Genomic DNA, 14,253 nt, shown 5'->3' on the forward strand with positions numbered 1-14,253 from the left:
TAAGGTACGCAAGTACCAAGGGCTTGGAGTTGGCGATGATGCAAGAGAAGCGGAGCATCGAGGGGGCGATCGGGGTTGCGGAAGATACTGCATCGGCAACGCTCGCCCACGCGCCAACCGACGTCGCCGGCGAACATCCTGATCGCGTGGCTGACTGGTTGCTTGCGGGGCTTGAGTTGAAGAGCACCCTATTCCATGTCGGCGAGTACTGCGGCACATACCAAGCATCAACAGCAGGACATCAACGCGCAAGTTTCCATGTCGTGCTGGATGGCGGCTGCTACCTGCACATCGGCGCAGATTCCGGCAATCCCGCACGCACCATCTCGCTGAGCACGGGCGATGCGGTCTTTCTGCTCTCGGATGTACCGCACGCGCTCACATCGTCGGCAACACCGCCGAGCGACCTGACGACCCGACTCGGCCAAATGACGCCGCTCACCGCAGCGCCGCGCAAACCGTCACCCGAGACCTCATCCGTCGCTCTGGCATGCGGATTCTTCGAATTCCGTACCGATCTGGACGCGCTGGTGCTGGGCATGCTGCCGAATCCGATCGTCGCGCGGCGCGACAGCGGCCGACTGGAAGGCATGACGCAAATCTTCACGCTGATACAAGCCGAAGCGCGACGCCCCGGGGATACGCCATCGCCGCTACTGGCACGTCTGACCGACCTGCTCTTCTACTACGCGTTACGTGAAGCCGTCCATGCGGAAGACGTGGCGCCGGGGATGTGGCGCTTGATGCGCCGAGACGCGTTCGGCCGTCTTGCCGCCGCGATCATCGAATCACCTGCACGGCGTTGGACAACGGACAGCATGGCGGATTTCGTGCACATGTCGCGCGCTCGTTTCTGCAAGCAGTTCGCGGAAATCGGCGGGCAGCCGCCGGCGCAGTTCGTCACATTGGTGCGAATGAAGACGGCCGCAGCGCTGCTGCGCGCGGGCGTCTCACTGCCCGATACCGCAGAGCAAGTCGGCTACCAGTCGGAATCGGCCTTTGCGCAAGCCTTCAAACGCGTGACTGGTGTGCAGCCGGGCGCGTGGCGTCGTCAGGCGGCCCACGCGAGCACCGAAGCCTCCCAGCCCACGGCTACTGCCTCCGCGACGTATCCGCTGCACTGACAGCACCTGCTCTCGCCGCTTTACCGACATCCCACCTACATCACGTCGACAGGGCAGCATCGGCACGTCGCGCGAAAGACATCGGACCTTTCCGCCCCTCGATGAGACAAATCCGCAGAATTTCCAGACGGGCGCGCATTGAGCATCTGGCCGGGCTTGCGCACAATGGGGGCTCGACTGTAAGGAGCCCGATATGAGCCGACTGCCATTGCACACCCTTGAAACCGCCCCTGAGGCGAGCCGTCCGTTTCTGGAGAAGTCGCTTGCCGCGAACGGTTTCCTGCCGAATCTGGTGGCATCGCTGGCCAACGCGCCTACCGCACTCGAAACCTATCTGACGGTCGGCGCCATCAACGGCCGCGCCAGCCTGACGCTCGCCGAGCGCGAAGTGGTGCAAATCACGGCAGCGGGCATTCACGGCTGCGGCTTCTGCGTTGCCGGCCACACCGCCGTCGCACTCAAGAAGGCGCAACTGCCCGAAGCCCTCGTCAACGAGATCCGCGATCAGGACACGTTGTCCGACGCCCGTCTGAACGCTGTTGCCGTCTTCACACGCGCAGTGATCGCCACGCGTGGCGCGGTCTCGGACGCCGAATTCGCCGCCTTCAAATCGGCTGGATTCGACGATGCTGCCGCACTCGAAGTGGTGCTTGGCGTATCGCTCGCGACGCTCTGCAACTTCGCGAACAACCTTTCGCAAAACGAATTGAACCCGCAACTGGCGGCTTACCGCTGGGAGCCGAAGGTGCAAGCCGCATGAACGCCCAACCCAGCCTGCACGGACTGGCCGCACGCGCCCCGGCGCTCGCGGACTGGCTCGACGCCAACGCCGAGACGCTCGACACGGACGCCACGCTGAGTGCCGACGTGGTGCCGCAACTGGCCGGCGCGGACCTGCTGCGCATTGGCGTGCCCGTCGAGCTGGGCGGGACCGGCGGCACGATCGGCGATGCGATCGACAACGTGGCCGAGGTCGCCGGGCATTCGTTCGCGGCGGCGTTCGTGCTCTGGGGACAGCGCACCTTCATCGAATATTTGCTGCAAAGCCCGAATCGCGCGTTGCGCGATCGCCTGCTGCCCGCCCTGCTCTGCGGTGAACTCGCGGGGGCAACCGGCCTGTCGAACGCCATGAAGTTTCTGTCCGCGATCGAACCGCTGCAAATTCGCGCGACGGACACGCCGCGCGGCAACGGCGCGAACGCGTGGCGAATCAACGGCGGCCTGCCGTGGATCACCAATTTGCGCAAGCAGGGTTTCGTCGCCGCCGCCGCCGTCGATCATGAAGCCGGCGGCCCGCCCTCGATTTTCGCCATCGCCCACGATGCCCCGGGCGTAACGCGCAGCGACGATCTCGATCTGATCGGACTGCGCGGCACGAATACTGCGGCACTGCAAATGGCCGAGACTCCCCTCACCGATGACGACCGCATCACCGACGACGCACCCGCCTGGCTTGTGCGTGTGCGCCCGGCGTTCCTCGGACTGCAATGCGGCATGTCGCTGGGGTTGGCACGTCGCAGTCTTGCCGCCACCAACGAAGGCGGACCGGGCGCGCGCGCGGCCGTGGTCGACGACGTTGCCGCGTTGACCGACCAACTTGATACACTCACCACACGCCTGAAGACGGGTGTGAGGCAGGGCGACTTCATTGACACCCCGGCGAGTCTGTTCAAGCTGCGCATTGCGCTCGCGGAGCTGGTTCACGACGCCGCAACGCTGGAAGTGCAGACTGGTGGTGGACGCGGTTATCTGCGCGGACTCTCGGGTCTGGCGCGGCGTCAACGCGAGGCGGCCTTCGTGCCGATCGTCACACCAAGCCTCGTGCAGTTGAAGAACCAGCTTGCGGCACAACGGGCGCAACACCTCAAACTCGGAACGGTTTCATGACCCAACCCACGGCGACGCAACGCGCGCATACCGACACGTTCATCGCCACCGCGCGCGAGGATGCCTCGCGCGCTTCGTCATTGGTCGCTCCCTTTCTGACCCTGCGCAATATCGGCTTGTCGTATGGCGAGCGCGCGATTCTGCGGGGCGTCGATCTCTCGGTAGCGCCGGGCGAACTCGTTTCCGTGCTCGGCCCCAGCGGCTCGGGCAAATCGACGCTCCTGCGTATTGCTGCCGGACTGCTCACGCCTAGCGACGGCTCGGTCACAGTGGACGATACGCCGCTCACGGGTCCGCGCCCCGACGTCGCACTCGCTTTCCAGGATCCGTGCCTGCTGCCGTGGCTCTCGGTGGAGCGCAACGTCGCTTTCGGACTGACGTTCGCGCGGCAGCCGAAACTCGCACGCGACGTGCGACGCACCCGCATCGACGCAGCACTGGCCGAAGTCGGCCTCGCGCACGCACATCACCTCAATCCTCGTCAGTTGTCGGGTGGCATGGCGCAGCGCGTAGCGCTTGCGCGCTGCCTGGCCCGTCAGCCACGTGCGCTGCTGCTCGACGAGCCCTTCGGCGCACTGGACGAAGTCACGCGTGCCGACATGCAACGTCTGCTGGTGACGGTCGTACGCGATACCGGGGCCGCCACCGTGCTGGTGACGCACGATATCGACGAGGCGCTGCTCGTCTCCGATCGCATCGTGTTGCTTGGCAATCAGGGACGCACGCTCGCACAGTGGCAAATCGACGTACCGTCGCCGCGCGAAGCGCAGGTGGAAGCGCTCGGCGCCCTGCGTATCGAAATACTGCAAGCGTTGCAACTCGCGATGTCCCGCGACGCGACAACGCCTCACCCAACACGATAAGTCTCTACGACGACACCCACGGGGATTCTCAGACCATGTGCCAAATTTCCCGCCGCGAATGGCTCAAACTCGCTTCGATGATGACGGTTGCAGGCGCAGCCCCACTGCTGGCATCGGCCGCCGCGCGTGCCGCCACTGAGCCGGATGCCCCGTTGCGCATCGGTTATCTGCCGATCACGGACGCCACACCGCTGCTCGTAGCACATAACAACGGCTATTTCGAACAGGCGGGCATCAAGGCGGAGAAGCCGACGTTGCTGCGCAGTTGGGCGCAGTTGATCGAGGCATTCCTGTCGGGCCAGGTCAACGTCGTTCATTTGCTCTCCCCCATGACGGTCTGGGCACGTTACGGCAGTCAGGCGCAAGCCAAGGTCGTGGCATGGAATCACGTCAACGGCAGCGCGATCACCGTAACGAACGACATCAACAAGGTCAGCGACCTCGGCGGCAAGACCGTCGCCGTGCCGTTCTGGTATTCGATCCACAACGTCGTATTGCAGAACCTGCTCGCCGCCAATGGCCTGACGCCGGTGCTCAAGAAGAACGGCGCGCCCGCAGCCAACGAAGTCAACCTGATCGTGATGGCGCCGTCGGACATGCCGCCGGCACTTGCCGCGAAGCAGATTGCCGGTTACATCGTGGCCGAGCCTTTCAATGCGGCGGCGGAAAATCTGAAAGTGGGCAAGGTGCTGCGTTTCACCGGCGACGTCTGGAAGAACCATGCCTGCTGCGTCGTGACCATGCACGAGCGCGACCTGACCGCGCGCCCGGAATGGTCGCAGAAGGTCGTCGACGCCATCGTCAAGGCGCAGGCCTGGACGCGCGCCCATCCCGAAGATGCCGCTCGTCTGCTATCGAAAGAAGGCGAAAACCGCTACACGCCGCATCCGTTCCAGGTGCTGCAACGCGTGCTGGCACCGGCAGCATCCGAGCAAGGCCGCTATCTGGCAGACAAGGCGATCATCCACGCCGACTGGCACGAAAAGCGCATCGACTTCCAGCCGTATCCGTATCCGAGCTACACCGAAGCGCTGGTTCGCAACATGCAAAAGACGCAGGTCGAAGGCAACGCGTCGTTTTTGGCCAAACTCGATCCGGCGTTCGTGGCACGTGATCTCGTCGACGACCGCTTCGTCAAGAAGAGCATCGCGGCCGTGGGCGGCATGAAGGCCTTCGGTTTGCCGGAAGGCTTCACGCGTCAGGAGGTTATCGTTGTCTGATCTTGCGTCCGGCCGTGTGCGGCCTCCGGTGAGCGAAAGCCGCAACGCCGCGTTGCAGACGGTAGGGACGTCGACCACACGTCCCGCGCGACGCGCGTGGCTCGGGCTGGCGGGGCTCGCCGGCATCGTGGCGATCTGGTGGCTGGGCATTGCGTTGTTCACGACGTCCGGCTCGCTCGCGTCGCAATTCTCGCCGGCGGCGGCACTCAACGCCCTGCCCGACCTCATTCGCGATGAGCAACTCGGGCTTCACATCCTTGCGAGTCTGCGCCGCATCGCCGTCGGCCTTGCGTGGGCCATCGTGCTGGGCGTGCCGCTTGGCTTTCTGATCGGGCGGGTCCGCTGGCTCGACAAGGCCCTCACCCCGTCGCTGCAATTCCTGCGCATGGTGTCCCCGCTGTCATGGATGCCGATTGCCGTGATGTCGCTCGGCGTCGGCGATCCTGCGGTGTACTTTCTGCTGGCGTTTGCCGCCCTGTGGCCGCTCGTGATGAGCACGGCGGCGGGTGTCACGCACATCGATCGCCGTTGGGTACAACTCGGGGAGAGTCTTGCCGCGACACGCTGGGAAATGCTCTGGCATGTCTACGTCCCGGGCATTGCCGCGCATGTCCTTACGGGCGTGCGATTGGCCATCGGCATTCTCTGGATCGTGCTGGTGCCGGCGGAAATGCTGGGCGTGAACGCCGGTCTGGGTTATCTGATTCTGGATACTCGCGACCGTCTCGCCTATTCGGAACTGACCGCTGTCATTCTCGTGATCGGTGTGCTGGGCTTCGCCCTCGACTGGGCGGCGCGATTCATCTACCGCCGGTTCAGCGGGGCCACGCAGGAGGAGTAAATCGCGCCAGGCCGCGACAGGCCGCTACAATAGCGGCCTGAATCCCGATGCCTGACGGAGAACGCATCATCGAGCTCGAACGTTTACTGCAATCTCAGGGCTTCGGCAGTCGCAAGATGTGCCGCAAGCTCATTCAATCCGGCGCTTTCGCCATCGACGGCGTCGTGCACGACAATCCCCGCGAATCGATCGACCCGACGGGCCTGCAATTCACGCTCGACGGCGAAACGTGGGACTACCGAGAGCACGTCTACCTCCTGCTGAACAAGCCGGAGGGCTTTGAGTGCTCGACGAGTCCGACGCATCATGAGGGCGTGCATTCGCTGCTGCCGTTGCCGTTGGCCGTGCGCGGCGTGCAACCGGCCGGTCGCCTCGATCAGGACACGACCGGCATGCTGCTGCTCTCCGACGATGGCCCCTTCCTGCACGCCATGATGTCGCCCCGTCGTCATGTGCCGAAGCGATATGTCGCCACCACGAAGCACCCGGTAACGGAAGAGATGTTGCAGGCACTGCGCAACGGCGTGCTGCTAAGAGACGAGACCGAACCGCTCGCGGCAACGGACGTCATGAGCCCGTCGCCCCACGAAATTGCGCTGACGATCACGCAGGGCAAATACCATCAGGTCAAGCGGATGGTCGCCGCCGCAGGTAATCGCGTGGAAGGTCTGGTACGGACCGCCATCGGCGGATTGCCGATGGGGAATCTGGAACTCGGCGAATGGCGCTATCTTTCGCCGGATGAACTGCTGTCGCTGCCGTACGAAGTTCCGCAAACCGGCAAGTAATCCGCGCCGCGGCATGGCGTTCCGAAGTCTCGGCTTCGGGGCGCCGCCACACACCACTCGGCAGATCGACACATCGCCAGATCGGGCAGTTCCAGCGGCCACGCAACCCGCGCAGCCTCCTCCGCCCTCACCCGCTCACCGGCCCACGGCTCCGCTGTCCAGCTGTCCCTAGACTCGAGCAGTCCCTGCGCGCTCAGTCGCGTCAGCTCTGCTTACCTTCCAGCAGGAACTTCGCGCCCTTGTCCTGACCCAGCGCCTTGACGAGATAAGGCATCGTCGTTTTCAACGTCTCTTCCAACATGTAGGGCGGGTTGACGATGAACATTCCGCTGCCGTGCAAACCCATGCCGCCCGGGACCGGATTGCAGACCGTGAGCGCCACATGCAACCAGTTCTTGATCGGCTTCTCGTCGATCGTGAGTCGCTTCATGCGCTCCGGCAACTGCGCCGCTTCGCGACGCTGCACCAGCGGATACCACACGGCATACATGCCCGTCGGGAAGCGGTCGAGACCTTCCTGCACCGTCTGTGTGGTGCGCGTGTAGTCGCGCTTGTCCTCGTAGGACGGATCGATGAGCGTGAAGGCACGGCGCGGCGCCGGCGGCAGAATCGTCTTGAGACCGGCAAACCCGTCGGCACCGAAGATCATCGTGCGGCGCGCGACCGCACGCCCCTGCGCTTCGAAATTCTCGCGCAGCACATCCTGCTCGGTCGGATGCGCCTCGAACAATCGCAGACGGTCGCGATCGCCAAGCAGTTGCAGGGCGAAATACGGCGAGCCCGGGTAATAGCTCAGCTTGCCGTCCGGATTGAACTCGCGCACGAGCGCCACGTAATCGGCCAACGCCGGCGGCAGATCGTCACGCGTCCACAAACGGCCGATCCCGGTCTCGTACTCCCCCGTCTTGTCGGCCCACTTGCCTTCAAGCGAATAGCCGCCTGCCCCCGCATGCGTGTCGATGTACCAGAACGCCGTGTCTTTCTGGCGCATGTAATCGATACATTCGACGGCGATGAAGTGTTTGAGTACGTCGGCGTGGTTGCCGGCGTGGAAGGCATGGCGGTAGCTGAACATTAGGCAGATCCTGATTCGTCAGGCCGAATTGTAGCCGACGACGCCCCCGTACGGCGTTTCCGCGCCAGCACTGCACCGGCTTTCGCTTCGTCCGCGGCGAGCGCCTTCACCGCCTTGTGTCGCGGGCACGCCACCAGATGGTCGTTCACCATGCCAGACGCCTGCATGAACGAATAGCAGATCGTGGAGCCGACAAAGGTGAAACCGGCCTTCTTCAGCGCCTTGCTCATGGCGTCCGATGCGGCAGACGTTGCCGGCACTTCGCTCAGCGACGCCCAGCGATTCTGCAACGGCTCCCCGCCGACGAATTGCCAGACGAAATCGCTAAAGCGCGTGCCGGACGCTTCCATGGCCAGATAGGCACGGGCCCCCTTGATGACGCCGTTGACCTTCAACCGGTTGCGCACGATGCCCGCATCGGCCATCAGGCGTGCCTCGTCCTCGGGACCATATTTGGCAATACGCACCGGATCGAAATTGTCGAAAGCCTTGCGGTAGGTGTCGCGCTTCTTGAGGATCGTGGACCATGACAACCCGGCCTGCGCTCCTTCGAGCATCAGCAATTCGAACAATTCGCGCGAGTCGCGCAACGGCACGCCCCACTCCTGATCATGGTACTGACGGTATTGTTCGAAGCCTTCGCTCCACGGACAGCGTTCCATTTGCCCCTCGATAGTAGTTGCGCGCACATGGGTGCGGCGAACGTTGGTAGACGAATGGGGCAAGTTTGCCAGCAATTGCGGGAGAAGCGAACCCGCGACGGCATCTCCCGCTCGATATTGGGCGCTCAGGCGATGCCTGTTCGGAATATTCCGACGATCGAGCGGGATAAGCACAAGACGGGGAACGGACTAAGCACCCAGGACGGGATACCAAGCCCCGCCAGCGTCAGACCATCAACTGTCCGCCGTTGACTTCGATGATCTGCCCCGTCACATAGCTGGCCAGCGTCTCCGATGCCAGATAAAGGAACGCCCCCGAACACTCGTCCGGTTCGCCCAGGCGCCCCATCGGGATGCTTTGACGGAAGGCATCGATCTGCGCCTGCGTGCTGAACTGCTCGTGAAACGGCGTCATGATGACGCCCGGCGACACGGCGTTCACACGAATGCGATCGGCCATCAGCTCCTTGGCCATGCCACGCGTGAGCGTGCTGACGAACCCCTTGGACGCCGCATAGATCAGCGCGCCCGGGCCTCCGCCATGGCGCGCCGCAATCGACGTCACGTTGACGATGGCCCCGCCGCCCTGCTGGCGCATCGCGGGCACGACCGCGCGCGAGAACGCGACGACCGAGCGCGCGTTGACGTTGAGCACTTCGTCGAAATAGGCATCGGTGACTTCGGTGAACGGCGTGCGCGCAACGAGGCTGCCGGCGTTGTTGATCAGCACGTCGATGCGACCGAAACCGTCGAGCACATGCGCCACGGCCGCGTCGATCGCCCCCGTGTCCTGGACGTCGGCGGCCACCGTCATTGCCTTGACGCCGTACGCGCGCACCGCGTCGGCCACCGCTTCGGCCTTGTCCGCCGAACGGTTGTAGTGCACGGCGACGTTTGCGCCCTGTGCCGCGAATGCCTTGGCCGCCGCAGCACCAATGCCGGTGCTCGCGCCGGTGATCAGAACGAATTTACCCTTCAGGTCTTCCATGATGTGTCGCTTCCAATGAGGTCGTTGACGAATGCTGAGGGCACGCCGGCCGTTGCAACGCCGATGCCATGCCAAAACAATGGGGCGGCGACTCGCGCCACCGCCCCATTGTCGTCAACTTACCGGACCGATGTGAAAAGAATCGGGCACGCCCGATCAATCGAGCAGGCGTGCGTCATACGCGTGAACTTCCTGCGTCTGCTCGCCCAGTCCGTCGATGCCCAGTCGCATGACATCGCCCGGCTTGAGGAACACCGGCGGCTTCTGGCCGAGACCCACGCCCGGCGGCGTGCCGGTCGTTACCAGATCGCCCGGCTTGAGCGTGGTGAACTGGCTCAAGTAGTGCACGAGATACGCCACGCTGAAAATCATCGTCGAAGTGTTGCCCGTCTGACGGCGCACGCCGTTCAGATCGAGCCATAGCCCGAGTTGCTGAGGATCGCGAATCTCGTCGGTGGTCACGAGCCACGGGCCGACAGGACCAAACGTGTCGAAGCCCTTGCCCTTGTCCCACGTACCGCCACGCTCGATCTGGTATTCACGCTCGGACACGTCGTTCACTACGCAGTAGCCCGCCACGTAATCCAGCGCCTTCTCCAACGGGACGTAACGCGCGGTGGTACCGATCACGAAGCCCAGTTCGACTTCCCAGTCGCCTTTGACGGAATCCTTCGGCAACACGACCGGGTCGTTCGGGCCGGTCAGGCAGTTGTCCCACTTGGTGAACAGCACCGGCTCGGAGGGCACGGCCAGCCCCGATTCGGCAGCGTGATCGCTGTAGTTCAGGCCGACCGCGAGGAACTTGCCGAGGCCCGAGAACGGCACACCGAGACGTCCCGGCGAGGCCACCACCGGCAATGCCGTCACGTCGAGTGCGCGCAGCGCCGCCAACCCTTGCGGACTCAGCGTCTCCGGGGTGATGTCGGCAAGCACGCCGGAGAGGTCACGCACCTGGCCCTGTGCATCGAGCAGGCCCGGCTTTTCCTGGCCCTTCGGGCCGTAACGCAGCAGTTTCAAAGCTTTTCTCCTTGCGAAATCAGTTGGACCAGCCGCCGTCGATCAGGTGAATGGCGCCGGTGGTAAACGAGGATTCGTCCGAACCCAGATAGACGGCAAGTGCCGCAATTTCTTCGGGCGTGCCCACACGCCCCATCGGCTGACGCGCCACGAACTGGTCGCGCACCGCCGTCAGACTCGTGCCCGCCGCGTCTGCCTGCGTGGCGATACGCTGGCGCAGCGACGGCGACTCGACCGTTCCCGGGCAGATGGCGTTACAGCGAATGCCACGTGCGACGAAATCCGCCGCCACCGACTTCGTCAGGCCGATCACGGCCGCCTTGCTCGTGCCATAGACACAACGATTGGCCACGCCCTTCACGCTGGACGCCGCCGACGACATGTTGATGATGGCGCCGCCGCCAGCGGCAAGCATCGCGGGTAGAAACGCCCGCGTCGTGCGGTACATGCTCTTCACGTTCAGATCGAACGAGAAGTCCCATGCGGCGTCGTCGCATTCGAGAATCGAACCGTGATGGACAAAGCCTGCGCAATTGAACAGCACGTCAATGGCACCGAGTTCGCTCGCCAGCGCATTCACGGCAGCACTATCGGTGACATCAAGCGCACGTCGCACCAGATGCGCGTGATCGTCCAGTTGCGCGAGCGTGTCTGCATTCAGATCCGTAGCAACCACGCGCGCGCCTTCGCGCAAGTAAGCTTCGACGCAGGCGCGTCCGATGCCTTGCGCCGCAGCAGTAATGACGGCGGTTTTGCCCGCCAGCCGGCCAGTCATGAGTGTCTCCTCGTGAGCCTGTGGGTAAAGTGGGTAAAAGGAATGAGATGTCGTGCCTTCGGGATGGGCGAATCTGGTAATGCCTCAGTCCGCGCCTGAGTCAGCGGCCACCGACGCCGCGTAGGCATCGCGCACGCGACACAGATGCTGGCGCATGGCTTGCGCGGCGCGCTCGGGGTCGCGTGCGGCCAGGGCGTCTAGAATGAGACGGTGATCCTGCAAGCTTCGTTCGAGCACACCATCGACCTGCGACGTCACGCGGCGGCTCTTCTTGCCCAGCAGATAGAGGCTGTTAGCGATGCTTTGGAGGAATGGGTTCTCGCAGGCGTCGATAATCGTCTCGTGAAACGTCATGTCGGCCGCAGAAAACGTTTCGGGACTGCCGAGCAGCGCCTCCTCGTCGTCGACGAGCGCATGCAGACGCGCGAGGTCCTCGTCGGCAATGTGCGTGGCCGCCAGCGCCGCCACACCCGGCTCAATGACCAGACGCGCGTCGAACAACGCTTCGAGCGTGCCCGCGTTCAGTTCGATGACCATCTCCAGCGGTTCGAGCAGTTCGCGCATTTCCAACGAGCCGACGAACGTTCCCTCGCCCTGCCGGATACGCAGCAACCCGAGCAGCGCCAGTCCCCGGATCGCCTCGCGCACCGCCGGACGCCCGACACCGAGCATGGTGGCAAGGTCGCGCTCGGGCGGGAGTTGCTGACCGGGTTTGAGCAGGCCGGTGCGGATCATCGTCAGCAAACGCTGCGCAACCTGCTCCGAGACGGAAACCTGCACGATGGGATCGAAAGACATATTGCTGTTCAGTGGTAAGACCAATGAACGAAACAGTACGCCTGTCACCTATGAGATGTCAACGGCAAATGTCGCTTACCCGATCCTCACAAAACGGGCTTTCGCATTTCGCTGCGAATTCAACGGAATTTCTCGACGAATCCGGACTCGGAGTCAAACGTGTGATCGCGCAAGATCGTTTGTCCATGCGCCTTTCGATGGACTGACGTCACAGCACTCGTCTCGCGGCACGTCAACGCCTTTCTGTTGTCGGAGTGTCACTTTTCTGCGACCATGACTCGTCGCCCCGAGGTTCTCATCGGGGCAATGTTCCCGCCGTTGCTTGATCCGCTGCCTGATCGGTTGCGCCCCGGCTGCACCCTGTTCCCCGTAATCCTGGAGTCTCCGACGATGTCCTCCTCAAAGACCGCCAAGCTAGGCCACTGGACGATGTACATGCCCATCGTGGCCCTCATTGCCCTCGCCGTTGCCGGGTTCCTGCCGAATAGCGCTTCGCTGACGCTCTGTGCCGTCGCGCTCGCCGGCGCCGTGTTTTCCGCCGTGCACCATGCCGAAACCGTCGCCCACAAGGTCGGCGAGCCGTTCGGTACGTTGGTGCTCGCCGTCGCCGTGACCATCATCGAAGTCGCGCTGATCGTCTCGGTCATGCTCTCCGGTGGCCCGGACAAGGCGGGACTGGCGCGCGATACCGTGTTCGCCGCCATCATGATCGTCTCGACCGGCATCGTCGGGCTGTGCCTGTTGTTCGGCGGTGTTCGTCACCATACGCAAGGCTTTCACGTGGAGGGCGCGAGTGCTGCGCTCGCCGTGCTGTGTGCGCTCGCCGGGCTAACGCTGGTGCTACCGAACTACACCAGTTCGGTGGTTGGCCCGGGCCTCACGGCCTCGCAACTGGCCTTCGAGGGCATGATTTCGCTGGTGCTTTATATGGTGTTCGTCTTCGTGCAGACGGTGAGCCATCGCGACTACTTCCTCGCGAAGGCGCCCAGCGAAGAAGTGCATGTGCCGCCACCGTCGCGTCGTACGGCGGTGCTGAGTCTGGGGCTGCTGGTAGTGGCGCTGCTGGCCGTGGTGGGGTTGGCGAAGAAGCTTTCGCCGGCCGTCGAACAGGCCGTGGCCGTGGCGGGAGCGCCGAAGGCGGTCGTCGGTATCGTGATTGCTGCGCTAGTGCTGTTGCCGGAAGGATTGGCAGCCCTGCGCGCCGCGCGTGCCAACAAACTTCAGACGAGTCTGAATCTGGCGCTCGGCTCGGCACTGGCCAGTATCGGGTTGACGATTCCGACGGTGGCTGCCGTCTCGCTACTGCTCGGCCATCAGATCGAGCTGGGTCTCGCGCCGAAGGAAACGGTGCTGCTTGCGGTAACGCTGCTCGTTGGTGTGATCACCCTCGGCACCGGACGCACGACCGTACTGCAGGGCGCCGTTCACCTGGTGCTGTTCGCGGCCTTCCTGTTCCTGGCCATCGTTCCCTGAGCGAAGCCCTGAACGGAAGTAAGGACTGATATCGACGAAAGAACGGCCGGGCGGGCCACATGCGCGTCAGCCCGGCACTACCGTCATACGGCCGAAAGCCGTTCAGGCCTTGGACTTGTCCTGATCGGGCGCCGTGTCGGCGTGAGTGGCATCGGCGGCATCGGTGTCGTCCGAAGGCGCGCCAAGCAGCGCGCCCAGCAACTTGCTGCCGCCTGCGCCGCGCTTGCCCTGAGCGCCAACCTGCTTGCCCGATGGCGGGCCGCGACGCACACCGGCGCCGATCTTCAGGCCGCGACGCTTTTGAAGTTCAAATTTAGTCTGAGTCATGGTGCTGTCCGTAAAGCTTGCGTTCGGCCGACATGCGGCCTGGATTCGACAGGGGCTGGCTTGATGGCGCCAGCATTCACATCGATCAACATCGATCGTTCAGGGTTCGATTCCGAGGTCACCCTCGGCAGCCAGCGTCCTGGCCAGCGCATGCGCGGCTTCGAGCGCATCGCTCGCCCAGCGGTACGCCTCGGGCGTCGTGTGGGTCAGCGGCGGGTCCAGTGTCTCGATGACATCGTCCACATCGCGCCATCCGGTAAAGTGCACCACTCCGTGGAACTGCCCATCCGGCGCGGGCGACGTCTCCGCCCAATAATAAAAGTCATCCGCCAGCAGGCAGCCTTCGAAACCCATAACGATCTGTCGAGATCCCGTGAAAAGGCGGCATCGTAGCACGACGCATGACGAGCGGCAT

16 protein-coding genes are annotated in these 14,253 nt (G+C 63.8%); 8 read left to right on the forward strand and 8 right to left on the reverse strand.

All coding sequences use genetic code 11. The features are described 5' to 3' along the window. Window positions 1–38: 38 nt before the first annotated feature. The 7 genes from A9762_RS23015 (at window position 39) to A9762_RS23045 (ending at window position 6,723) form a co-directional block, all read left to right on the forward strand. Entirely contained in the window at window positions 39–1,124 is a 1,086-nt protein-coding gene (locus tag A9762_RS23015; protein WP_083254220.1) for an AraC family transcriptional regulator, read from the forward strand. 193 nt (window positions 1,125–1,317) lie between these two features. Beyond that, window positions 1,318–1,884, forward strand: coding sequence for a carboxymuconolactone decarboxylase family protein (locus A9762_RS23020; RefSeq protein WP_069344319.1), 567 nt, complete (start codon window positions 1,318–1,320; stop codon window positions 1,882–1,884). After that, window positions 1,881–3,011: an acyl-CoA dehydrogenase family protein gene (locus tag A9762_RS23025; protein WP_069344320.1), complete on the forward strand. Its 1,131-nt coding sequence runs from the start codon at window positions 1,881–1,883 to the stop codon at window positions 3,009–3,011. Before A9762_RS23020 ends, A9762_RS23025 begins: the two co-directional genes overlap by 4 nt. 80 nt (window positions 3,012–3,091) lie before the next feature. Further along, window positions 3,092–3,874 (forward strand): ABC transporter ATP-binding protein, encoded by a 783-nt coding sequence (locus A9762_RS23030; protein ID WP_069344342.1) that lies wholly within the window; start codon window positions 3,092–3,094, stop codon window positions 3,872–3,874. Window positions 3,875–3,909: 35 nt separating this feature from the next. Next, a complete protein-coding gene (locus A9762_RS23035) occupies window positions 3,910–5,094 on the forward strand; it encodes an ABC transporter substrate-binding protein (protein WP_069344321.1) in 1,185 nt (394 codons plus the stop codon). 52 nt (window positions 5,095–5,146) lie between these two features. Further along, the gene (locus A9762_RS23040) at window positions 5,147–5,935 is read left to right on the forward strand and encodes an ABC transporter permease (RefSeq protein ID WP_069344343.1); all 789 of its coding nucleotides are present in this window, start codon (window positions 5,147–5,149) and stop codon (window positions 5,933–5,935) included. A gap of 68 nt (window positions 5,936–6,003) precedes the next feature. Further along, window positions 6,004–6,723 carry a pseudouridine synthase gene (locus A9762_RS23045; RefSeq protein ID WP_069344344.1) on the forward strand — a complete coding sequence of 240 codons (720 nt, stop codon included), beginning with the start codon at window positions 6,004–6,006 and terminating at the stop codon, window positions 6,721–6,723. Window positions 6,724–6,925: 202 nt separating this feature from the next. On the opposite strand, the gene A9762_RS23050 is transcribed toward A9762_RS23045, so the two are convergent. The 6 genes from A9762_RS23050 to A9762_RS23075 all read right to left on the reverse strand — a co-directional run bounded on the left by A9762_RS23050 (window position 6,926) and on the right by A9762_RS23075 (window position 12,038). Beyond that, the gene (locus A9762_RS23050) at window positions 6,926–7,798 is read right to left on the reverse strand and encodes a 23S rRNA (adenine(2030)-N(6))-methyltransferase RlmJ (RefSeq protein ID WP_069344322.1); all 873 of its coding nucleotides are present in this window, start codon (window positions 7,796–7,798) and stop codon (window positions 6,926–6,928) included. Further along, a complete protein-coding gene (locus A9762_RS23055; RefSeq protein WP_069344323.1) occupies window positions 7,798–8,460 on the reverse strand; it encodes a DNA-3-methyladenine glycosylase I in 663 nt (220 codons plus the stop codon). Before A9762_RS23055 ends, A9762_RS23050 begins: the two co-directional genes overlap by 1 nt. A 226-nt stretch (window positions 8,461–8,686) precedes the next feature. Next, the gene (locus A9762_RS23060; protein ID WP_069344324.1) at window positions 8,687–9,448 is read right to left on the reverse strand and encodes an SDR family NAD(P)-dependent oxidoreductase; all 762 of its coding nucleotides are present in this window, start codon (window positions 9,446–9,448) and stop codon (window positions 8,687–8,689) included. Window positions 9,449–9,604: 156 nt separating this feature from the next. Beyond that, the gene (locus A9762_RS23065; RefSeq protein WP_069344325.1) at window positions 9,605–10,465 is read right to left on the reverse strand and encodes a fumarylacetoacetate hydrolase family protein; all 861 of its coding nucleotides are present in this window, start codon (window positions 10,463–10,465) and stop codon (window positions 9,605–9,607) included. 19 nt (window positions 10,466–10,484) lie between these two features. Next, window positions 10,485–11,240, reverse strand: coding sequence for an SDR family oxidoreductase (locus A9762_RS23070; RefSeq protein ID WP_069344326.1), 756 nt, complete (start codon window positions 11,238–11,240; stop codon window positions 10,485–10,487). An 84-nt stretch (window positions 11,241–11,324) separates the two neighbouring features. Next, window positions 11,325–12,038: a FadR/GntR family transcriptional regulator gene (locus A9762_RS23075; RefSeq protein ID WP_069344327.1), complete on the reverse strand. Its 714-nt coding sequence runs from the start codon at window positions 12,036–12,038 to the stop codon at window positions 11,325–11,327. Window positions 12,039–12,428: 390 nt separating this feature from the next. On the opposite strand from A9762_RS23075, the gene A9762_RS23080 reads away from it, so the two are divergent. Beyond that, window positions 12,429–13,511: a calcium:proton antiporter gene (locus tag A9762_RS23080; RefSeq protein WP_069344328.1), complete on the forward strand. Its 1,083-nt coding sequence runs from the start codon at window positions 12,429–12,431 to the stop codon at window positions 13,509–13,511. 102 nt (window positions 13,512–13,613) lie between these two features. Here A9762_RS23080 and A9762_RS23085 read toward each other — a convergent pair whose 3' ends face one another. Then, a complete protein-coding gene (locus tag A9762_RS23085) occupies window positions 13,614–13,838 on the reverse strand; it encodes a hypothetical protein (protein WP_069344329.1) in 225 nt (74 codons plus the stop codon). Window positions 13,839–13,937: 99 nt separating this feature from the next. After that, window positions 13,938–14,192 carry a hypothetical protein gene (locus A9762_RS23090; protein WP_069344330.1) on the reverse strand — a complete coding sequence of 85 codons (255 nt, stop codon included), beginning with the start codon at window positions 14,190–14,192 and terminating at the stop codon, window positions 13,938–13,940. Between the last annotated feature and the right edge of the window lie 61 nt (window positions 14,193–14,253).

The organism is Pandoraea sp. ISTKB, assembly GCF_001721285.1.
Classification (GTDB): Bacteria; Pseudomonadota; Gammaproteobacteria; order Burkholderiales; family Burkholderiaceae; genus Pandoraea; species Pandoraea capi.